General features: G+C 45.9%; 18 protein-coding genes. 5 read left to right on the forward strand and 13 right to left on the reverse strand.

Features of this window, described 5'->3' with window-relative positions:
• Positions 1 to 185: 185 nt before the first annotated feature.
• The gene (locus AC2Q9J_RS12820; protein ID WP_499040496.1) at positions 186 to 2,198 is read right to left on the reverse strand and encodes a penicillin-binding transpeptidase domain-containing protein; all 2,013 of its coding nucleotides are present in this window, start codon (positions 2,196 to 2,198) and stop codon (positions 186 to 188) included.
• 143 nt (positions 2,199 to 2,341) lie between these two features.
• On the opposite strand from AC2Q9J_RS12820, the gene AC2Q9J_RS12825 reads away from it, so the two are divergent.
• Positions 2,342 to 3,622, forward strand: a complete 1,281-nt coding sequence (locus AC2Q9J_RS12825) for a glucose-6-phosphate isomerase (protein ID WP_101801371.1) — start codon at positions 2,342 to 2,344, stop codon at positions 3,620 to 3,622.
• A 367-nt stretch (positions 3,623 to 3,989) separates the two neighbouring features.
• Here AC2Q9J_RS12825 and AC2Q9J_RS12830 read toward each other — a convergent pair whose 3' ends face one another.
• From AC2Q9J_RS12830 to AC2Q9J_RS12865, 8 genes are all read right to left on the reverse strand, one after another.
• Complete coding sequence (locus AC2Q9J_RS12830) at positions 3,990 to 5,606, reverse strand: alpha-glucosidase (protein WP_499040498.1); 1,617 nt, start codon at positions 5,604 to 5,606, stop codon at positions 3,990 to 3,992.
• A 12-nt stretch (positions 5,607 to 5,618) separates the two neighbouring features.
• Positions 5,619 to 6,638 carry a LacI family DNA-binding transcriptional regulator gene (locus AC2Q9J_RS12835; protein ID WP_101801369.1) on the reverse strand — a complete coding sequence of 340 codons (1,020 nt, stop codon included), beginning with the start codon at positions 6,636 to 6,638 and terminating at the stop codon, positions 5,619 to 5,621.
• 13 nt (positions 6,639 to 6,651) lie between these two features.
• Positions 6,652 to 7,467: a carbohydrate ABC transporter permease gene (locus tag AC2Q9J_RS12840; RefSeq protein ID WP_281864173.1), complete on the reverse strand. Its 816-nt coding sequence runs from the start codon at positions 7,465 to 7,467 to the stop codon at positions 6,652 to 6,654.
• Positions 7,467 to 8,327, reverse strand: a complete 861-nt coding sequence (locus tag AC2Q9J_RS12845; RefSeq protein WP_121634739.1) for a carbohydrate ABC transporter permease — start codon at positions 8,325 to 8,327, stop codon at positions 7,467 to 7,469. The genes AC2Q9J_RS12840 and AC2Q9J_RS12845 overlap by 1 nt, the downstream gene beginning before the upstream one ends.
• A gap of 95 nt (positions 8,328 to 8,422) precedes the next feature.
• The gene (locus AC2Q9J_RS12850; RefSeq protein WP_499040501.1) at positions 8,423 to 9,724 is read right to left on the reverse strand and encodes an ABC transporter substrate-binding protein; all 1,302 of its coding nucleotides are present in this window, start codon (positions 9,722 to 9,724) and stop codon (positions 8,423 to 8,425) included.
• Between the two features lie 146 nt (positions 9,725 to 9,870).
• The gene (locus tag AC2Q9J_RS12855) at positions 9,871 to 10,944 is read right to left on the reverse strand and encodes an ABC transporter ATP-binding protein (protein WP_499040502.1); all 1,074 of its coding nucleotides are present in this window, start codon (positions 10,942 to 10,944) and stop codon (positions 9,871 to 9,873) included.
• A gap of 4 nt (positions 10,945 to 10,948) precedes the next feature.
• The gene (locus tag AC2Q9J_RS12860; RefSeq protein WP_499040504.1) at positions 10,949 to 11,824 is read right to left on the reverse strand and encodes an ROK family protein; all 876 of its coding nucleotides are present in this window, start codon (positions 11,822 to 11,824) and stop codon (positions 10,949 to 10,951) included.
• 58 nt (positions 11,825 to 11,882) lie between these two features.
• Positions 11,883 to 13,478 (reverse strand): glycoside hydrolase family 13 protein, encoded by a 1,596-nt coding sequence (locus AC2Q9J_RS12865; RefSeq protein WP_499040506.1) that lies wholly within the window; start codon positions 13,476 to 13,478, stop codon positions 11,883 to 11,885.
• 179 nt (positions 13,479 to 13,657) lie between these two features.
• On the opposite strand from AC2Q9J_RS12865, the gene AC2Q9J_RS12870 reads away from it, so the two are divergent.
• The gene (locus AC2Q9J_RS12870; RefSeq protein ID WP_499040507.1) at positions 13,658 to 14,242 is read left to right on the forward strand and encodes a biotin transporter BioY; all 585 of its coding nucleotides are present in this window, start codon (positions 13,658 to 13,660) and stop codon (positions 14,240 to 14,242) included.
• Between the two features lie 75 nt (positions 14,243 to 14,317).
• On the opposite strand, the gene AC2Q9J_RS12875 is transcribed toward AC2Q9J_RS12870, so the two are convergent.
• The gene (locus tag AC2Q9J_RS12875; protein WP_499040509.1) at positions 14,318 to 14,773 is read right to left on the reverse strand and encodes a HEAT repeat domain-containing protein; all 456 of its coding nucleotides are present in this window, start codon (positions 14,771 to 14,773) and stop codon (positions 14,318 to 14,320) included.
• A gap of 193 nt (positions 14,774 to 14,966) precedes the next feature.
• Here AC2Q9J_RS12875 and AC2Q9J_RS12880 point away from each other — a divergent pair, with 193 nt between their 5' ends.
• Positions 14,967 to 15,701, forward strand: a complete 735-nt coding sequence (locus tag AC2Q9J_RS12880; protein ID WP_499040511.1) for a YqcI/YcgG family protein — start codon at positions 14,967 to 14,969, stop codon at positions 15,699 to 15,701.
• 51 nt (positions 15,702 to 15,752) lie between these two features.
• Here AC2Q9J_RS12880 and AC2Q9J_RS12885 read toward each other — a convergent pair whose 3' ends face one another.
• Positions 15,753 to 16,994 carry a cysteine desulfurase-like protein gene (locus AC2Q9J_RS12885; protein ID WP_499040513.1) on the reverse strand — a complete coding sequence of 414 codons (1,242 nt, stop codon included), beginning with the start codon at positions 16,992 to 16,994 and terminating at the stop codon, positions 15,753 to 15,755.
• Positions 16,995 to 17,163: 169 nt separating this feature from the next.
• On the opposite strand from AC2Q9J_RS12885, the gene AC2Q9J_RS12890 reads away from it, so the two are divergent.
• Both AC2Q9J_RS12890 and AC2Q9J_RS12895 read left to right on the forward strand, forming a co-directional pair.
• Positions 17,164 to 17,721, forward strand: a complete 558-nt coding sequence (locus AC2Q9J_RS12890) for a TVP38/TMEM64 family protein (protein ID WP_499040515.1) — start codon at positions 17,164 to 17,166, stop codon at positions 17,719 to 17,721.
• Positions 17,722 to 17,801: 80 nt separating this feature from the next.
• Complete coding sequence (locus tag AC2Q9J_RS12895) at positions 17,802 to 18,581, forward strand: alpha/beta fold hydrolase (RefSeq protein WP_499040517.1); 780 nt, start codon at positions 17,802 to 17,804, stop codon at positions 18,579 to 18,581.
• A 55-nt stretch (positions 18,582 to 18,636) separates the two neighbouring features.
• Here AC2Q9J_RS12895 and AC2Q9J_RS12900 read toward each other — a convergent pair whose 3' ends face one another.
• Positions 18,637 to 19,569: an aldo/keto reductase gene (locus tag AC2Q9J_RS12900; RefSeq protein WP_499040519.1), complete on the reverse strand. Its 933-nt coding sequence runs from the start codon at positions 19,567 to 19,569 to the stop codon at positions 18,637 to 18,639.
• Positions 19,570 to 19,592: 23 nt separating this feature from the next.
• Positions 19,593 to 20,684 carry a threonine aldolase family protein gene (locus AC2Q9J_RS12905; protein ID WP_499040521.1) on the reverse strand — a complete coding sequence of 364 codons (1,092 nt, stop codon included), beginning with the start codon at positions 20,682 to 20,684 and terminating at the stop codon, positions 19,593 to 19,595.
• Positions 20,685 to 20,818: the final 134 nt, after the last annotated feature.

Genomic DNA, 20,818 nt, shown 5'->3' on the forward strand with positions numbered 1-20,818 from the left:
TCCCCCTTCTTTCCCGACACTTTATCAGTCAAAATCGAACTAACACTCTCTTGAATATAGTATTCTCTGAAGACATAAAAAAACCTGCTTTTATAGCGTGTTTTTGATAAAAGCAAGGATTTAATTTAAGTTTCTTCTATAATAATAAAAAATCGCCATCCTATACTAAGATGGCGATTCCTGTTTTATTCGTAAAACTGTTCGAATGTCTCACCGACCATGCCGGCTACATAGGTGCTGCCGTCATTGTCTCCCACATCTTCCACCATCATGGCGATTATGAATTCAGGATTTGCGGAATCGTAAGCAATGAAGAACCCATTGTCCTGTCCGCTTTCTTCGCCAGCTGCCTTCAGTTCAGCGGTACCGGTTTTGCCGGCCAGCGGAATGCTTTCAAGATTCGCCTCTTGCGCGAATCCATCAACTACCACGTTCCGCAAATCGGTGCGAAGAATTTCCGCATTCTCTGCTGAAAGCAATCCGTCCTTCCAGATTTGCGCATCTTCTTCTTCAAGCAGCAGCGTCGGTTTGTGCATGACGCCGTCTGTCAGAAACGGCTGATAAACAGAAGCCAGATGAAGGATATTCGCCAGCATCTGCCCCTGGCCAAATGAGGTGTCTGCTTGTTGTCCTTCAGAAGAGAGTGTTCCGTCATTCGAAATTTGCGAAGACTGCAGAGCAAGCGGATACGGGATCTCTTCGCCAAAAGCAAAGTTTTCCAATCCTTCCACTAACGTGCTTCTTCCCATTTCCAGCGCTTGTCGCGCAAAATAGATATTATCCGAATAAACAAGCGCCTTATTCAAATCAATCGGATTGGGTGCTTCCGGATGGACTCTCGTCACCTCGTAGCCGCCCCAATCATCTTTTTGCCATGTTTCTCCGTCGATTGTCAGCCCTTCCGATGGATCGAGCGTTCCTGCTTCAAGCCCGATTGCCGCTGTAACCGGTTTGATCGTCGATCCCGGGGCATAACTTTGTGCAAACCGGTTATAAAGCGGCAGCAAAGGATCCGCTTTTAGTTCCTCGTAGCGTTCACCGCTCATGCCCAACATGAATTCGTTTGGATTAAAACCCGGTGAACTTAGAAGCACCAGCGTTTCACCAGTTTCCGGATTGACAGCTGCAGATGTTCCCGCTTCACCATCCATCGATTCATAAGCAATCTGCTGCAATTCAGCATCGATGGTCAATTGGATTTTTTTCCCGTCCACAGCCTGCTTTTCTGCGACTGTGATCTGTTCCTGCTCTTTGTCGATATAGATGCGCATGCCATCTTCACCGCGCAGCCGATCTTCCAATTGGCGTTCGAGCCCTTGCCGGCCGATCATATCATTTTCCGTATAACCCTGTTCCTGCAGCTCACTCAACTGCTCAGCCGTAATCGGACCGATGTAACCGATCAAATGTGACAAGGCTTCACCATATGGATATTCACGCATAGCGGTTTCCTGATGCATGGTGCCAGGGATTTCCAACACCTGTTCAAGCAATTCCGTGTTGTCATTCGATGTTTTGCTGAGTGGCACGAATTGGCTCAGGTTATTCTGCACCCAGCCCTGGTCCAATTGGCGATCGATTTCTTCAACAGACATGCCGAGCAATTCTGCGAGCTGTTCTTTATCAGCGGCATCTGTGAATTTCTCAGGCACAACTCCGATTGACCTGCCGGTGCCATTGACGGCGAGCGGCTGATCGTTGCGGTCATACAACTCCCCTCTCGCTGCAGCCTGCCTGCTGATGCGCACCGGATCACCGGCTTCAAGCTGCGGGAAAATGAAAGAAGGCGTCCACTCGACAAACCAATTTCCCGCTTCTTCCGTTTCTTCATACAGAAGAGTCATGGTTTCTTCAAATTCCACTGGACCCGCTAGTGTATCCATTGACACCTGCACCGGAAAATCAGCCGGCTGTTCCTGTTCCCATTCAGTATCTTCCGGAGCTTCCGTAAAAGTCACTTCAAGGTTCTCTATGCCAAGGTCTTCATGAAGTTTCTGCTGGCGGTCAATGAATTCATCCGTTCCGTAAGCCGCTTTCGTTCCTTCATTCAAATATTTTTCATACATCTCTCCAAATTCGAGATTATTCCAGTGTTCTATGTATTCAGCTAACCGGTCTTCCGGCGTCACTTGTTCTTGGCAGCCGGAAAGAAAAATAGCCATGGCCAAAATAAAAAGTACGATTATTGTTTTTTTCATTTCTTCCCCCACTTTCTTAATAATCAGCTTACCAGATTATGGGTTCCCTTTAAAATGAAAGACTCTCTTTATTTGCATATGCCATAAGGTATTGAAGCTCCGGATATGGTAAACTTGAGAGAAAAAGGAAAGGGAGTTTTCAGATGATCGAGTTTACATATTCGGGGTCTTTCGAAACTGTTTTGACAGACGGAAAAAAAGCCGCGTTAAAGGAAATTCATGATAATTTATACAATAAAGAAGGAAGAGGTTCCGATTTTTTGGGATGGCTCGATTGGCCGAGCACTGTTCAGCCTGAATTTATGGAGCGCATCCAAAAAACCGCCGAAGTGATCCAGGAAAAAGCGGAGGTCTTGGTCGTCATCGGCATCGGCGGATCCTATCTGGGCGCGAAAGCCGCATTGACCGCTCTCTCGCCTTATTTCAATAAAGATGATAGAAAAACCGAGGTGCTGTTTGCCGGACATCAGGTCAGCGGCGAATATCTGAAACAGCTTCTTACCCATCTCGATGGCAAGGAAGTAATGGTGAATGTCATTTCGAAATCAGGAAAAACGACAGAGCCTGCGCTCGCCTTCCGCTTCCTGAAAAAATATATGGAAGACCGTTACGGGGAAGCTGCCGCAGAACGCATCATCGTAACGACTGACGCCGAGAAAGGCGCACTGGTCAACCTGGCGATTGAAAATGGCTACGAACGATTTGTCGTACCTGAAGATGTAGGCGGACGTTATTCAGTATTCACTGCAGTTGGCTTGCTGCCGATTGCCGCTGCCGGATTTTCAGTGTCAGAATTGATGGCCGGCGCAAAAGATGCGGAAGAGGCTTATCAGGTATTCAATCCCGAAACCAACACAGCCATCCGTTATGCAGCTGCGCGTCATCACCTTTATTCAGAAGGTTATACCACAGAAGTCATGGCCACTTTTGAACCGAAATTGGCTTATGTGCAGGAATGGTGGAAGCAATTATTCGGTGAAAGCGAAGGCAAAGAAGGCAAAGGCATCTTCCCTGCTTCCGTATCATTCACTACTGATCTCCATTCAATGGGCCAGTATATCCAGGACGGCATCCGCAATCTTTTTGAGAGTTTCCTGCTGATCAAGGAAAGCAAAGAAGATTTGACAGTATTCGAAGCGGAGAATGATGGTGACGAATTGAATTACCTGGCCGGCATCACGCTGCAGGAATTTAATCACGTTGCCTATAAAGGCACTTCGTCAGCACATCTGGACGGCGGCGTTCCGCAAATGAGCCTGACAATCGAAAAGATGGATGAGTTCCATCTTGGCCACCTGTTTTATTTCTATATGATTTCCTGCGCATACAGCGCGTACCTGCTGGACATCAACCCATTCGACCAGCCGGGCGTTGAGGATTATAAAAACAACATCTTTAAATTATTGGAGAAGCCAGGATACTAATTTTAGAAAAACTGGATCCATTCGGTCTTTCCTCTAGTGTGTTTAAAAAGAAAACTAGGTATCCGATATTCCGCAAAACAGCTTCGCTTTCCTGGCTGCTCGCACTGAGCTTAGTCGCCTGGGAGTCTTCGCTGTTTTGCTCCATATCTCAGCTCGCTTTCTATAACTCATATCCGCTTATATCTGATTTACGTATAGAAGTGGCTCCGTAATTATAAGTAGATTCAGAATGAAGCATTAGGCGTTGAAGGGCAAAGAGGTGCTCCTGCATCGCTGCACTGCTTCATTGATAAAGATCGAAAAATTGATATCTTTTCGAAAATGTAAAAAGGGCAGACCCCATCGGGTCCGCCCTTTTTCTGTTCGCTTATTTAATTTGGTAGACTCTCGCTTCATATGGGCGGATTTCTGCCGGGTCAACGGATTCGTAATTCGACATCAGCAGACCGCGGTTTTCCGGTTCATTCCAGCGGTAACGATTCGGACCGAGATTCGAAACGATCAATACTTTCGAATCCTCATCTTCGCGTGAATAAGCATAAACGTCATCAAACCCAAGTTCCTTCAACTCATAGCTGCCGTAAACAAGCACGGCCATCTTCTTACGCAATGCAATCATTTGCTTGTAGAAGGAAAGCACAGAATGGGGATTGTGTTTTTGCGCTTCAACATTGAGCCACTCGTAGTTAGGATTTGTGTAGATCCAAGGCTGGCTTTCAGAGAAACCGGCATTCGGGCTGTTGTCCCATTGCATCGGAGTGCGGGAGTGGTCCCGGCTTGTTTCTTTGATCAGCGTCATGACCGCGTCATGTTCCATGCCTTCAGCAAGGTTATAGAAATAAAGGTTATGCGTCTGGACGTCATTGAATTGTTCGATCTTTTCAAAAGGAGCATTGGTCATGCCGATTTCCTGTCCCTGATAGATGAACGGTGTGCCTTGCATGAAGAAATACATACAGGCGAGTGAAGTTGCACTTTCCCGCCAGAAAATACCATCATTGCCCAAAGTCGAAACCGCACGCGGCCTATCGTGGTTTTCTATAAACAGTGCGTTCCAGCCAATTCCTTCGACACCTTTCTGCCAGCGTGTCAGGATTTTTTTCAGTTCGGGTACATTGACGCCTTTCTTCACTTCATCTTCCCACAGGCCAAGATCTTCAAATTGGAAAACCATATTGAACTTCCCGTTTTCTTCACTTATCCATTCTTCGATGTCTTCAGCGGATACGCCGTTCGCTTCCCCAACTGTCATAATATCGTATTTTGAGAAGGTCTCATCACGCAATTCCGCAAGAAGCGGCTGAATGCCGTCGACATTCATCATTTTTTCCCAGGCAGGCAGATAAGGCTTGCCTTCTTCAATCGGGAGATCAGTAAAGTCTTTTTTAATATGACTGATGGCGTCCACACGGAATCCATCGATTCCTTTGTCGAGCCACCAGTTGACCATATCGTATAAGGCTTTCCGCACTTCCGCGTTTTCCCAGTTCAGATCCGGCTGTTTCTTCGAGAAGATGTGCAAATAATATTGCCCTGTCTTTTCATCATACTCCCAGGCCGGTCCGCCGAAAATACTTTTCCAGTTTGTCGGCTTGTCGCGCCATACATACCAGTCGCGCTTCGGATTATCAAGTGACGAGCGGGATTCCTGGAACCAGGGATGCTCATCACTTGTATGATTGATGACCAGGTCGATAATCAGCTTCATGCCGCGTGCGTGCACTTCCGCCAAAAGGCGGTCGAAATCCTCCATCGTTCCCAGCTCATCCATGATGTCCTGGTAATCACTGATATCATAGCCATTGTCATCATTCGGCGATTTATACATGGGACAGATCCAGATAACGTCAATGCCCAATTCCTTCAGATAATCCAGTTTCGCCGTTAAGCCATTGATATCTCCGATGCCGTCGCCGTTCGAATCCATGAAGCTTCTCGGATAAACCTGATATGCAACTGCTTCTTTCCACCATTTTTTGTTCATGTTCATTTCCTTTCAAAGACTTCGGCAAGAACCGCGTTCGATCAGCCGGGAAGGAACCGTTACTTCCCTTACCGGCGCCTCACTGTCTTTAATTTTTTCAAGTACCAGTTCTGCTGCATGCAGACCCAGTTCATAAATCGAAATATCCACCGTGCTGAGCGGCGGTTTCAGATGTTCTGACAGCGAATGGTTATTGAAGCTCAATACGGAAACATTGCCGGGAACATCGATTTTCATATCCTGCAGGTAACTGATCAATTCATAAGCGATCAAATCGTCATGTGTGACAATCGCTGTCGGGGGCTGTTCAAGCCGCATCAGCCGTTGGACCGACTGCTCTTCCAACCCCGCATTGATCGACTGATTGACGATCAATTCGGAATCGTAGCGGATTCCCGCTTTTTGAATTGCTTTTCGATACCCTTTCAGACGGTCCAATGACACCACATATTCCAACCCGCCGCCAACATATGCAATCCGCTGATGGCCAAGGCCGATCAGGTATTTGACGACTTCAAACGAATTCCCTACATTATCGTTATCGACATACGAAATCGATTCGGTATGGACATCCGGGCGGCCGACGACTGAAAATGGAATATTGCTATTGTATAGGTAATCCATGATTTTGTCGCAGATTCTGGAGTATAAAAGTATAATGCCATCGACCCTTTTTCCCTGGGTCATGGAAATGACTTCTTCATAGATCTCTTCGGTAGTGGCGCCAGTCGAAAGATAAAGTCCGTACTGGCTTTCATGGGCACGGCTCGAGATGCCGCGGAGCACTTCCGGAAAGAATGGATTCTGGAAAGCAAGGGTCGCCGAATCGGCCATGATGACACCGATTGTCTGAGTTTTTTGGATAACCAGATTACGCGCCTGGAAGTTCGGGTAATAGCCCAGATGCTTCATCGTTTCCCGGACTTTTTTCTTTGTGTCTTCACTGATACGCGGATTATCCGCGATCACACGGGATACAGTTGCCGGTGAGACCGACGCCGCTTTCGCAACATCTTTAATCGTGACTGCCACTGAAATCTCCCCTTTACTTTATGGCACCATCCGATACGCCTTTGATGATGGAACGCTGAGCGAAGAAATAAAAGATGATGACCGGCAAAATTGCGAGCGTCAGGCCTGCAAGCGCCAAATGCCATTGTTTTGTATATTCACCGAAGAAGAAAAACATCTTCAGCGGAATCGTTTCGCTTCCGGTTTTATTGATGACCAGAGATGGCAATAAATAATCGTTCCAAATCCAGATGATGTTCAGGATAGCGACCGTGACAGTGATCGGCTTCAGCATCGGGAAAATGATGTGCCAGAAAACCTGCCAGCGATTGGCTCCGTCGATACGCGCCGCTTCGTCCAGTGATTTCGGAATATTGTTCAATGCGCCGTGATAAAGGAAAATCGACAGGCTCGCACCAAATCCGATATACATGAAAATCAGGCCGCCGCGGTTCAGCATTTCAAATTGGCCGAATACTGTAACAAGCGGAATCATGACCGATTGAAATGGAATCAGCATTGCCGCTACAAACACGAAGAACAGGATTGTGCTGATCCGGCTTTTCGCACGGGACAGCGCGTATGCCGCCATCGCTGAAGAGATAATAATCAGCAGGACACTTGAGACGGTGATAAGCAATGAATTGAATAAGGTCTGCAAAAAATCGAGTTCTTGAAAAGCGGTGATGTAATTGTCAAAACTCCATTGCTCCGGAGGACTTGTAACATCCGTGAATATCTCTTTTTTCGTTTTGAACGAGTTGACGAACATCAGATAAAACGGCAATAGCCATAAAATGCCGAGAAGGATCCCGAGAATCTCCAATTTCCAATTCTTCTTTTTTCTCATTACATTTCAACCTCCCGGCGTTTATTCCAATAAACCTGAAACAACGCTACAATTGCCACGATCACAAAGAAAATGATCGCTTTTGCCTGCGCATATGCGAATGTATTCTGTACAAACGCTGTATTGAATATTTCCATGGCCACCATCTCAGTCGAATTATAAGGTCCTCCGCCTGTCAAAGACAGGTTTTGGTCATATAGTTTGAATGTATTCGACAGAGTCAGGAACATGCTGACAGTGAATGCCGGTGCAACCAATGGAAAGACGATGTAGCGGAAACGCTGGAATGATGATGCTCCGTCAATTTCAGAAGCTTCGAGCAGTTCTTTTGGCAACCCCTGTAAATAGGCTATGTAAATTACCATGATATAACCGGCCATTTGCCAGCTCATTAAAATGACCAGCCCCCAGAAACCTGTTTCTGTTGTGGACAGCCAGACCTGCAAACTTTCCATGCCAACCATTTCTCCGACACTGGCAAATACTTTGATGAAGATGAATTGCCAGATGAATCCCAGGATTAAACCGCCGATCAGGTTCGGCATGAAGAAAGTCGTCCGGAGAAGATTGCTGGATTTGATGCGCGATGTCACAATCAACGCCAATGACAAACCGATGAAATTAATGAGGATTACTGAAACCACAGAGAATTTTGTCGTAAACCACAAAGAATCAAGGAATCTTTCATCTTTCAAAAGATCGATGTAATTTTGGAAGCCGACAAATTCACCAGTAGTGATGCCATTCCAGCTGGTAAAGGAATAATAGACGCCAAGCAGCATCGGCACGACCACCACAAGGGTTAAAGCAATTAAGACCGGGGCCAGGAATAACCAATAAGCAAAATCTTTCGTACGCATAATCTAAGCCCTTCCTTTCTGCAATAGAAGCGTAAAGACAAAAAGCAGCACAGAGGCTGCTTTGTTCTTGTCTCCAGCTTATTTATTTCACTGTTTTATTGTCTGCTTGATTCCCAAGCGGCTTTAGCTGAATCCACAACTTCTTCCCATGTCGCTTCTTCGCTCAAGTATTTCTGGATATTCGAACCAAGTTCATCTTCGCCCCATCCAGTCGGATAGCCCATGAATACCCATCCGATTGTTTCGCCTGCTTCTGAAGCATCGTAAACAGCTTTGGATAATGGATCAGAAATCTTCGAAGTGTCATATCCTTCGTATGCAGGGATGAATTTGAAATCTTCCACTACAGCTGTTTTACCAGCGTCCGAAGTATACAGCCAGTCCAGGAAATCTTTTGAAGCCTGGATCACTTCTTCGTCAAGGTTTGAGTTGACTGCCCAGTACATTGGCACACCGACCGGAAGGCCCCCTTCTTCATAGCCTTCAACCGGTATCGGCATCATGTCGATTCCGCCGTCAGCAAATTCCTGGTCGATTCCAGCGATTGAGCCGTAAGCCCAGTTCCCTTGCTGAATGATTGCAACACGTTCCAATGAGAATAATTCTTCAACTTGCTGCGAGTAGTCAAGGCTGACTGTCGGCTGTTTTGAATATTCATTTTGAAGATCAAGGATTTTCTTGAAGCCTTCAGAATAAGTGAAATCAACAGTCGGCGATTCGAATGCATCCAGCACATTATGGTCAAATTCAGGCGCAATGAACGTGTTCGACAAATGAAGGCCTGTTACCCATTTTTCTTTGCCCGGCAATGCAAAAACCGATTCAATTTCAAGTTCTTCTTTTTTCGAATCAAGTGTTTTCACAGCTTCTTCAAGGCTTGCGAAGTCTGTAATTGATGCAGGATCGACTCCCGCTTCTTCGAACAGGCGTGTATTGTAGATGAATCCGTAGCCTTCCTGGTTATAAGGCAAGCCCAAAACTTCCGATTCTACAGTGACACCGTCAAGCGTTCCGTCAAGTGCAGCTCCTGCAGCAGCAGTATCTGATAACGGAGCCAGGCTGTCTTTCCAGTCAGCTACGTCCTGAGGTCCGCCGATATTGAAGATTGCCGGCTCGTTGCCTGAAGCAAACTTCGAACGGAGTGCAGCGCCATAATCTTCTCCGCCGCCTACTGTTGTGATTTCAATATTTACATCCGGATTTTCTTCTTCATATATTGCTACTACATCTTCAAATTGTTCCTTGAATTCCACTTTAAATTGGAAAATATCCACTGTGACTTTATCACCTTCAGCGGAAGAACCTTCTTCATCTCCGCCATTGCCGCAAGCAGCCAGCAAACTTGTCGTAACCAATAATGAAGCAAGTATTCCTTTTTTGAACTTGAACTCTTTCATGTGTATTATCCCCCTTTGAGTTTTGTGCAATCGTTTGCACAATTAAGAAAATAAAAAATGGAAACTTTAAGGAAAGCGTTTCCAACTTCCAATTACTTGTATCGTATCACAGTGAAAACGTTTGCACAATAACTATAAAAAATTTTTTATTTAATTCTTTTTTCTGTTGTAGGATCGAAAAAGCGTGCTTTGTCCATTTCGAAAGCCATCGGGAAAACTGCCCCTGCTGCCAAATCAAGGTTGGCGTCCACCCGGCCGACAAATGAATGTCCTTCAAGTGTTGCGTAAACCATATATTCAGAACCCATCAATTCCACTACATCCAGATTCACTTCAACAGTTGATTCATCTTTTACCGGTTTATGGGTAATATGCTCCGGACGAAGTCCGATGATTACTTCCTGATTATCCAAGCCCTCCGGCAAGGCAGAATCAGGGATAAGCAGTTTTGTCTGTCCCATAACAAAATAATTGCCTTCTATGCGGCCATTGAAGAAATTCATGGCTGGTGAACCGATGAACCCCGCTACGAATACATTATCAGGCTGATCGTACACTTCTTTAGGCGTCCCCACCTGTTGGATTACACCGTCTTTCATGATGACGATCCTTGTAGCCATTGTCATAGCTTCGGTTTGATCATGTGTAACATAAATAGTCGTTGTTTTTAGACGCTGATGCAGTTTCGAAATCTCTGTCCGCATCTGTACACGCAATTTCGAATCGAGATTCGACAAAGGTTCATCCATCAGGAACAGTTTGGCGTCACGGACAATCGCACGTCCAAGTGCCACACGCTGGCGCTGTCCACCGGACAAAGCTTTCGGCTTCCTGTTCAGGTAGTCCATCAATCCGAGTATCTCCGCCGCATTTCTGACCCGATCCTTAATCTCCGCTTTCGGCATTCCTTTTAGCTTGAGGCTGAATGCCATATTTTCGTATACCGTCATATGCGGATACAAAGCATAATTCTGGAATACCATTGCGATATCGCGGTCTTTCGGTTCCACTTCATTCATTTTCTTGCCGTCGATCGAAAACGTTCCTGAAGAGATATCTTCCAGGCCGGCTATCATCCGAAGAGTAGTCGATTTTCCGCATCCTGACGGTCCGACGAAGACGATGAATTCCTCATCTTCAACAGTAAGGTTGAAATTCTCCACTGCCGTCACTTTATTATCATAAGTCTTAGTCAGTTGATCCATTAATAATTTTGCCACGATTTCACTTTCCTTCCAGTACGAGTAATGCAGCGCCAAGTACTCCGGCATCGTTGCCGAATTTCGCTGTTTGGATATCCAATGGATTGAGCAGCAATGGTTCCAGCTGGTCCAGTAACTGCGGCCACCAATATTCCGCTGATTCCGATACCCCGCCGCCGATGACAACCGCGTCCATATCAAAGACAGCCTGCAGTGAACTGATGACGATTGCCAAATCATATGTGAACGCTTCCAATAATTCCTGAGAGTGGTCGTCTGTTGCTGCCTGTTGGAACATTTCGAGAGGAGTGATGTCCAGGCCCGCTTCCCGAATACGGCGCTGGATTCCTGTGCCGGAAACATATTGTTCATAACATCCTTTGCGTCCGCACGCACATTCCGCCCCGCCTGGATATAAAGTGATATGTCCGAGTTCCGCCGCACCACCGTGAGGACCGCCGCTCAGTAATTTGCCGTCCCAGATGATGCCGCCACCAAGGCCTGTGCCAAGCGTCAGGCAGACCACTCTGTCCAGCCCTTTCGCCGCGCCGAATTTCGCTTCTGCCAATGCCGCGCAATTGGCGTCGTTTTCAACTTCGACCCGTATGCCTGTTGCTGCTTGCAATTGTTCTTTCACTTTCGTCCCGCTCCAGCCAGGCAAGGCATCGGTTGAAAAAATGATGCTGCCCTCTTTCGGATCGACAAAACCGTGCGTGCCGATTCCGACAGCTGCCACTTCCGGATAATCACCTAAAATCCGCAGGACATTTTTCTCCAGATAAGGATACAGCGGAAATTGCGTCGGTATCCTTTCATCATAAAGAATCGTCCCGGCGCCGTCAATGATCCCCAGACGAATCTTTGTTCCTCCAATATCTACACCCATCACGTTTGCCATTAAGTTCCTCCTCCAGTTATGTGAAGTAATCTTATCATAACTTAAAATTTTAAGATTTCTAGATTTTTTTATGAAACACAGCCGTTTCATATGGACGCAAAATCAGTTTCCCGGTACTTTCCAGCTTCTCGTAATTCTGGATCAGCAACTCTCCCTGCGGCATTGGAAACTCGATGTGCCGCGCTGAAAAATTACAGTAGACTGTCAATTTCTCTCCTGAAATTTCACGAGTATAAGCAAAAACATTTTCGTCCTCACGGTGAAGCAGCATAAAATTGCCGTATGTTATGATGTCCATCGATTTACGCAAATGGATCAGTTTTTTATAGAATTGGTATATCGATCCGCTGTCATCTTTATCCAGCGTATTGATGTTCGAATAATTCGGATTCGATGCAATCCAAGGCGTACCGGTTGTAAATCCGCCATGGGCTTCCGTATTCCATTGCATCGGCGTGCGGGCATTGTCCCGGCCTTTAACATATATCGATTGCATAATCTTCTCGTGCGGGACCCCTAGATCCCTTTTTTCTTTATACATATTCAGCGTTTCAATATCTTTGTATGCTTCGATCGAATCAAAACGGACATTTGTCATGCCGATTTCTTCTCCCTGATAGATATAAGGTGTTCCCTGCATGAAATGAAGGCATGCCGCCAGCATTTTCGCCGACTCGATACGGTATTTCCCATCATTGCCGAACCGCGACACGATTCTTGGCTGGTCATGATTGTTCCAGTAAAGGCTGTTCCAGCCTGAATCATGCAGGGCATGCTGCCAGTGCTCAAGATTGTATTTCAAATCTGTCAGCTGAAGCGGCTTCAGATCCCATTTTTCTCCGCTCGCCTGGTCAAGCCCCATATGCTCGAACGTGAAAATCATATTCACTTCTTTACGCTCTTCATCGGTGTATTTGATGGCATCCGAAATGGTTGCTCCAGGCATTTCACCGACCGTTACAATGTCGTATTTTGATAGTACTTCCCTGTTCATTTCCTGAAGATAATCGTGCACTTTAGGGCCGTTCATATAAAATTCCCCGCCGTCACCATCCGGTCCGTCCGGAAAATCCTGGTCCTTGGAAATCAAATTGATGACGTCCATCCGGAAACCGTCGACGCCTTTATCCAGCCACCAGCGCATCATTGCATACACCGCTTCACGCATCTCCGGATTCTCCCAGTTCAAATCAGGCTGCTTCTTTGAAAACAGATGAAGGAAATATTGCTCCCGCTGCTGATCGAATTCCCAAGCTGAGCCGCTGAAAAACGAACGCCAATTGTTCGGCTCATCGCGCCATATGTAATATTCCGGTTTGCTGCTGAACCATTCATGCTCATCTGAAGTGTGATTGACGACCAAGTCCATCATCAGCTTCAATCCTCTGCTGTGCATTTGGTCAATCAAATCCTCAAAGTCTTCCATCGTGCCGAAATCATCCATGATTTTCTGATAATCCCGAATATCATAGCCATTATCATCATTCGGAGAATCGTAGACCGGAGACAGCCAGATAATATCCACACCGAGCTCTTCCAGGTAATCCAGTTTCTGAATAATCCCCCTTATATCGCCGATGCCGTCACCATTCGAATCCATGAAACTTCTTGGATAGATTTGATAGACTGTCGACTTTTTCCACCATTCCGCCATTTCAACACTCCTTTCATATGTAAACATGGAATATTCTAACATGAAGAATCAAAGAATGGGAATTTTCATTCAAAAGAAAGTTTACAATATTTCATTTGTGTTAACTTAAATAAAAAATAGGTTGACTCATTTTTCTGGATTTATTATACTTTGATTAGCTTATAAATTGGAGGTCCAACATGACTACTTACTCAAAAACCAGATCATCAAATCATGCCAGAACATTAAAATTAGTACATATCGCCATGTTTTCAGCGCTGATGGCAATCGGTGCAAATCTGACATCTTTCCTGATCATCGGCGGTGTGCCGATCACTTTGCAGACGTTCTTCGCAATCCTCGCAGGAATACTGCTGGGCAGTAAACTAGGTGCAGCTTCAATGGTCGTCTACGCCTTTATCGGCCTTGCCGGGGTACCGGTTTTCGCAAAATTCTCCGGCGGTATGGACACCATTATTTCTCCGACATTTGGCTTTATCGTATCTTTCGTCCTGCTGGCCTATGTTGTCGGCTTGATCGCTGAAAAATTTCCTACACGCAAAGGTTTTGTCGCAGCAGCCCTTGCTGGACTGGCCATCAATTACCTTTTTGGCACCAACTGGATGTATGCGGCATATAAATTATGGTTCGCCGCTCCGGAAGGCTTCACTTATTTGATGGCGTGGGCATGGATGGTCCCGCCGCTTCCCAAAGACTTAATCCTGGCAGTACTCGCCGGACTTTTCGGATTCAGGCTGAAGCCGATTATCCGCAAGTATATGTAGTATGAATTTAAATCTAATAAACAAAAAAGACGGAGCGGGAAATTTCCCGCTCCGTCTTTTTTAATTAGGTCTGATTTATTTTCTTCTAGATCGCACTGGTGCCGCTTTCCACCGGGCTTCAAGCCAAGCTTCAAACTCTTCGCCTTTTGCGCCTTTATACGTATCGTAGATATCGCTGCGCATTTTCTGTAATTTTGCTTTAAATTCTTCGTAGCTGTGGTCAGCAGGCAAACTTTTCTTGATGCGCACCAAAACTTTATCCGTGTCTTTGATCAATTCGTTCTCATTGCGTTCAGGCATTTCGACATCCTCGCCGAAATTCTGCAGCATATCATATGCCGCTTCCTGAACCTGGTAAACCGGATCGTTTTTCATGCGGTTCAACAGGATGCTGATTGTCTGTTCTGTTTTCCAGTTGCCCAATTCCTCAACAGCAGCCAAACGTTCTTTCCAGTTCGCCATGCGGTTTGCGGCTTTTTTCAACTCATCGTAATTCGGGGGCGTTTCTTCCTTGTACTTATATTGTGTCAATTTCATTCTCCTTTTATTCATTTCTCTTTGCGAAAAATGGAGTTATGCATTTCTTCTTCGAAATAACATCGCTCTTTAGAGTGTACCATTTTATTCGTCCTCTATCACTTTATTCCGTTTGGTTTGAAAAAGTTTAGAGAAACCGAATTAAGGAAATAAACTAAGTGACTCTAAATGTATCGGAGGAAATTGAATGGTTACAGCATATAAAGCATTATTGACGAAAGAGGATTTTGAAACGCGCGAGGATTTACCGGAATGGCTGCTGAAAGAATACGAGACGTTTCATAATACGGTCACAGACAAGACTTTCCCATGCTATTTCGGGATGAGCGGCGAATTGAAAGGCGAACTGAGATATGGATACATAAGCCGGGATGATTGGTCGTCCCTGCCGGTTATTGTCGAAGAATTCCTGTCGCTGTTCAATGATCCAAAACATAAGCGCCACGGACTTTTCGTGTTTGTGGAACCGTTTGAAACGGAAGGCAGCCTGGAACAATATCGTGATGAATTCTGGGCAATTCTTCAATACCTCCACAATATGGACGAAACGGAATGGCCGGCCGACAAACCGAAAGATCCTGATCATTATCTATGGGATTTTGTATTCAAAGGCGAACCGATTTTCATCTTCGGCAATGCTCCGGCCTACAAACGGCGCAAAACGCGCGACCTCGGCAATTCTATGGTCCTGGGATTCCAGCCCCGACGCATATTTGAAGGTTTGACGGGTACTGAAAAGGGCGGCATTATGTCCCGTGAAAAAGTGCGTCAGCGCGTGGAGAAATGGGATCAGCTTCCGACACATCCGGACATCAGCCATTTCGGCGACCCGAAACATAACGAGTGGAAACAATTCTTCATCGGCGATGACAGTGAGCCGATCCAGGGAAAATGCCCGTTCTCACATAAGGAAATGAAATAAGAACAAACAAAGGCTTCGCGGATGCGAAGCCTTTTTCAATGGAATAAAATTTTATAAAGAAGCGATCGCGCTGATGAAGCGTTCCACTTCTTCTTCGGTGTTATAAGGGGCAAGGCCCGCCCGCACCCAGCCGCCGGTTTTATTGACATCAAGCACATCACCCAGCGTTGAAGCGTAAAAATGGCCGGCAGCTGTGAAGATGCTGTGTTCTTCCGCTAAAATCACACAGACATCCGCAGGTTCATAACCTGCCACTTTGAAAGCGATTGTCGGCGTTTTCGGCACATCGTCCGCAGCTTGCCATAGCGTGACTTTCTCCAGTGAGCCCAAGCCTTCGCGTAAGCGCGCAGCCAATCGGTTTTCGTATTTTTCGATTTCATGATAGCCGGATAGTATTTTTTCACGGCGTGTCTGTCCTTCACCCAGTGAAGCAAAAAATTCAATTGCTGGACGGATGCCTGCAATCCCTTCGTGGTTCTGTGTCCCCGTTTCCAGTTTATCAGGGTAATAGGAAGGGGATGTCGTCAGTTTATACGGTACGAGATCTTTGAAGACGTTCTCCCGGATCGCTGCGATTCCTATATGTGGTCCAAAGAATTTATAAACGGAGCAAAGCAGGATATCTATGTCCCGCGCTTCACGGTCCATCGGCATATGAGGCGCCGCATGAACGGCGTCCGCTGCCACAAGTGCCCCGACTTCACGTGCCCGCTTCACGGCAGGTCCAAGATCGACAATAGTGCCGATTGCATTTGAGGCCATGCCAAGCGCCACTAATTTCGTCTTTTCATTGATGAGCGTATCGATGTTTTGCATATCCAGCGTCAGCTTTTCCTTATCGACCGGTATCCAACGAACTGTCAATCCGCGGTCTTCCGCCATCATAAGCCAAGGGTCGACGTTTGCGCGGTGATCCATTTCGGTCACCACGATTTCGTCCCCTTCTTTAAACTGCTTGCCAAGCGCATTGGCAATTGCAATGGTCAACGTAGTCATATTCGCTCCGAAAGCTACTTCATTTGCCTGCACATTCAGAAAGTCAGCGACGGCAGCACGTGCTTCGGATATTACCTGTTCCGTCTCCCAGCTTGAAGGAAAAGCGCCATGGAGATTTGCTCCGCCTCTTTGCATATAACCTGAAATTGCAGTAATCGACTGCAGCACGACCTGTGATCCTCCAGGACCATCAAAATAAGCAGCTTGCTTTTCTTTGTATGTACGTTCGAGCGCTGGAAATTGAGCCCGCACCTTTTCAATCGGATAAATGGTTTCTGTTGATTTCACGTTAGACATCTCCCTTTTATGTTTCGCTGTCCCCGTATTCAGTTTACCAAAATATTGTTCCCTCTATCCGCTTTTGCGAAACAAGCGGACCGCTGTTCCGGGCAAATAGCTTGCCTTTAAAAATCATATGGCTTATCCTTCTTTATTGACATCATTACATCTTATAAAGGAGGCCGTTATGGACCAATTTGACAGCTCGGTTGAACTTTTCATAGAGAATGCAGGTTGGATGGCCCCTTTCTTCTTTCTGATTCTCCATCTGATCCGGCCATTCGTTTTTCTGCCTGTCGTAGCAGTTTGTATAGTTGGCGGCGTTGCCTTCGGTTTTGTACAGGGCACTATATTATCTTATATTGGTCTCATGCTGATGAGTGCAATCATTTATTTCCTATTAGAACGTTTACCTAAATTCCATCGGAAAATGACAAATTTGAAAGAACGGATATTCCCTGACAGAACACTCAGCGTAGGCCAGGTGATGATTTTGCGCATCATGCCTTTTGTCCACTTCCAACTTCTTTGTTTTTATTTGATGGATATGACAAAAAGCTTCAAGGAGTATATGTATTATTCCGCACTCGGCCTGATCTTGCCGGCCGTTGTCTATACCGCTTTCGGACAATCCATCACCGAGTTCCCGTGGTATATGACTCTCGCTTTTCTATTCATCCTGATTGCCCTGTTCCTGGTTATTGAAAAATACAATAAAGTACGTGCCGTACACCAAGAAAACTGACCCGTATAATTATGCGGGTTATTTATTTTTGCGTGAAATGGGTATAGGGTAATACCATGCTTATTTAAAGGAGAATACATATGCCGTTTTTTAACTATGAAGGAACTCGTTTATTTTACGAAGACACCGGTACAGGCAAGCCGCTTGTGCTGTTGCACGGTCTAACCAGCAACCATCAAATGTTTTACCGTGAAATCGGCTATTTGCAGGATAAATTTCGGATTATCGCCCTGGATTCTCGTGGCCACGGCGAGTCGGACCGCCCACCCGAATTCACTTTGGATGATCATATTGCCGACACAGTCGCTCTATTGGACCATCTCAAACTCGACTCTGTTTATATATTGGGAGTTTCGATGGGCAGTTATATCGCTCAAGGAGTAGCCGTCAAACAGCCGGAACGTGTCGAAAAGCTGATACTTGCAGCTACCAAATCATACGGCGAACAGTCATCGATGGCGGAGATGTTCGACCGCTATAAAGAACAGCTCGAAGGAATGAGCATTTCTGAGAAATTAGCGATATCTTCCCAATTGATATTTCATGACCAGGAAGCCGTCAATGCCTGGCAGAAGCGGATTGCAAAGAACAGCCGCATGTTGAATGCCGATGAACAGGCAGCCGCGTCCGCCGCTTTGCGGGATTTCGATTTCCGGGATGACTTGAAGCGTATTAATGCGGAAACACTTGTTATCAGCGGCAAGCATGATGGATTGAATCCGCCTGAAAAAGGCCGTGAGACAGCCGTCCTGATTCCGAATGCTGATTATATGGAGTTCCAGGATTCTGGGCATGCGCCGAATGTTGAACAGGATCGCCTGTTTCTTGGAGTTGTTGAAAAATTTTTAGGGCAATCATAGATACAAAACAGAGGCTTCCCATTTTCAAACGGGAAGCCTCTGTTTTTGTAATCAACTATTTTTCTTTTAAGATCTCGTCTATTTCTATCAATAATTCTTTAGTCAATTCAATATCCGCCGCTTTAAGATTATCCAGCACCTGGTCAGGCCGTTTACCGCCCGGAATCACCGAATCGACACCCGGCTGTACAAGAAGCCAGGAAAGCGCCAGTTTCGAGACATCCGTATCGAGTCGTCCGGCAAGTGCTTTCAGCCTGTCGACGATAGCGAGATTCTTTTCAAACTCGCCTTCTTGAAATAACGGCACTCGTTTCCGCCAATCCCCTTCTTCGAGCAGGAAATCTTCATCGTATTTTCCGCCCAGAATCCCAAACGCCAACGGTCCGTATGGCACCACCGTGATTCCGTTTTCTACGCAATACGGCAGAATATCCTTTTCAATCGACCGGTCGAGCATGTGGTATTGAAGTTGGATGGCGGAGATGTCTCCTTCACTGTTTGCTTCTTTTAATTGCTCCAATGAAAAATTGGAAACACCGATCGCTTTTAACTTTCCTTCCGACTTCATTTTAGAGAGTTCCGCGACCGCTTTTTTGACCGGTGTTTTATTATCCGGCCAATGGATATAGTAAAGATCGATGCTATCCAGCTGGAGACGCTCAAGGCTTTCACCAACCGCTTTGCGCAGATATTCCGGAGAGTTGTCGCGCTTGCCGCCGCGCCAGTCGCTGCCGCCTTTCGTCGCAATCACATATCCGTCGCGCGGATATTCCTTCAGAACTTCGCCCACCAGCTCTTCCGAACGCCCCTTGCCGTAGACATCCGCTGTATCGATAAAAGTGATGCCATTATCCAGTGCAGCGCGTACGAGATTTTTGCCATCTTCCTCATTCAAATTTTCATACAGATTGTGCCCTCCTACTGCATTCGTACCAAGTCCAATAGCTGATATTTTCAAATCCGTTTTCGGCAATGTAGAATACTTCATCAAAACATCCCCTCTTCGTGTATTTAGTCACCGTTCATTTTTTCATCCAGCAGCCGGAAGGCAGTCTCAACTTTTCCCTTCGGCACAGTTGGATAGGCATCGCCCAAGCTGACTTCGAAATAGCAATTGCCCTGATCAATTTCGCGAACGTATCCCGACAGGCCAATACCTGACTCCTGCTGCACTTCAGCCAAAATTTCCGCAGCCTGTTCTTTAGGTCTGTTCAGATGAACATGAAACATATTGGATACCGGAATTTCAGGCAAGGTCGTTATCCCTGAACAGGAATTATATTTTGCCGCGAGTTCTTTAGCGGATTCATAATAATCGGCCATTTTTCCTTTACGCAATTCAAAATAATAATCGGCTGTAAAAATGTAAGGGTACAAGGAAATAAGATCTCCGCCATGGCGTTTTTTCCAGATTTTAGACTCCTTAATGAAATCGTCATCTCCCGTTAAAACAGCCCCAGCAATTCCGCCAATCCCCTTATACATGGAAATATAAACGCTGTCGAATAGACTGCAAATATCTTCTATGGACTTTTCATAGTACGGCAGAGTCTCAAGGATTCTGGCGCCATCAAGATGAAGACGGATATCGTTCTTCCGGCAATACTCCGAAATAGCAGTCAGCGTTTCAAAATCAGGCAGCTGGCCGCCGATTTCACGCTGCGGCAACTCGAGCAATACACATGCCGTATCCTGGGGCATCGATTTTAGATCTTCCAATTGAATTACGCTGCCCTTATCCGTAAGCAGCACCGTTTCAATGCCATGCAGTTTTTTCAGCCCGTCTTCTTCATGAATCTCCAAATGGGACAAGGGATGATAGGCCACTTTAGCCGATTCTTTATGATCACACCAAATGCGTAGCGCAATTTGTTGAGCCATGGTGCCGCTTGGAAAAAACACCGCTTTTTCCTTGCCCAGAAAAGCCGCCATCTTATCTTCGAATTCACTGATTGCGGCGCCTGTGCCATATATATCCGACTTTATTTCGCCATCTATTTCCTGAAAAGCCTGTTTCAACACTTTCACATTTCTTGGACCATGTCCGGAAAGCTGATAGCTTGTATCGTCAAACGCTTTTTTCAAAACTTCCATAGTATTCAAATCAACATCCACCTTTATCTGAAAAATCTTACATTATCCCAACTATACCATTTTTTCAAAAAAGAAAGCCAACCAATGCAGTAGTAAATGCAAGGGTTGGCTCTAGCAGAAAACATTTGTTACATGTTCCACTT

The sequence above is a fragment of the Planococcus sp. RAB007_Raresut genome (assembly GCF_057369535.1).

Bases quoted from the DNA above. Each gene is read 5' to 3' on its own strand.
- AC2Q9J_RS12860 (WP_499040504.1), bottom strand. From the start codon at position 11,824: ATGGCAAACGTGATGGGTGTAGATATTGGAGGAACAAAGATTCGTCTG.
- AC2Q9J_RS12900 (WP_499040519.1), bottom strand. From the start codon at position 19,569: ATGAAGTATTCTACATTGCCGAAAACGGATTTGAAAATATCAGCTATT.
- AC2Q9J_RS12890 (WP_499040515.1), top strand. From the start codon at position 17,164: ATGGACCAATTTGACAGCTCGGTTGAACTTTTCATAGAGAATGCAGGT.
- AC2Q9J_RS12895 (WP_499040517.1), top strand. From the start codon at position 17,802: ATGCCGTTTTTTAACTATGAAGGAACTCGTTTATTTTACGAAGACACC.
- AC2Q9J_RS12885 (WP_499040513.1), bottom strand. From the start codon at position 16,994: ATGTCTAACGTGAAATCAACAGAAACCATTTATCCGATTGAAAAGGTG.
- AC2Q9J_RS12830 (WP_499040498.1), bottom strand. From the start codon at position 5,606: ATGAACAAAAAATGGTGGAAAGAAGCAGTTGCATATCAGGTTTATCCG.
- AC2Q9J_RS12880 (WP_499040511.1), top strand. From the start codon at position 14,967: ATGGTTACAGCATATAAAGCATTATTGACGAAAGAGGATTTTGAAACG.
- AC2Q9J_RS12850 (WP_499040501.1), bottom strand. From the start codon at position 9,724: ATGAAAGAGTTCAAGTTCAAAAAAGGAATACTTGCTTCATTATTGGTT.
- AC2Q9J_RS12820 (WP_499040496.1), bottom strand. From the start codon at position 2,198: ATGAAAAAAACAATAATCGTACTTTTTATTTTGGCCATGGCTATTTTT.
- AC2Q9J_RS12825 (WP_101801371.1), top strand. From the start codon at position 2,342: ATGATCGAGTTTACATATTCGGGGTCTTTCGAAACTGTTTTGACAGAC.
- AC2Q9J_RS12840 (WP_281864173.1), bottom strand. From the start codon at position 7,467: ATGAGAAAAAAGAAGAATTGGAAATTGGAGATTCTCGGGATCCTTCTC.
- AC2Q9J_RS12845 (WP_121634739.1), bottom strand. From the start codon at position 8,327: ATGCGTACGAAAGATTTTGCTTATTGGTTATTCCTGGCCCCGGTCTTA.
- AC2Q9J_RS12870 (WP_499040507.1), top strand. From the start codon at position 13,658: ATGACTACTTACTCAAAAACCAGATCATCAAATCATGCCAGAACATTA.
- AC2Q9J_RS12865 (WP_499040506.1), bottom strand. From the start codon at position 13,478: ATGGCGGAATGGTGGAAAAAGTCGACAGTCTATCAAATCTATCCAAGA.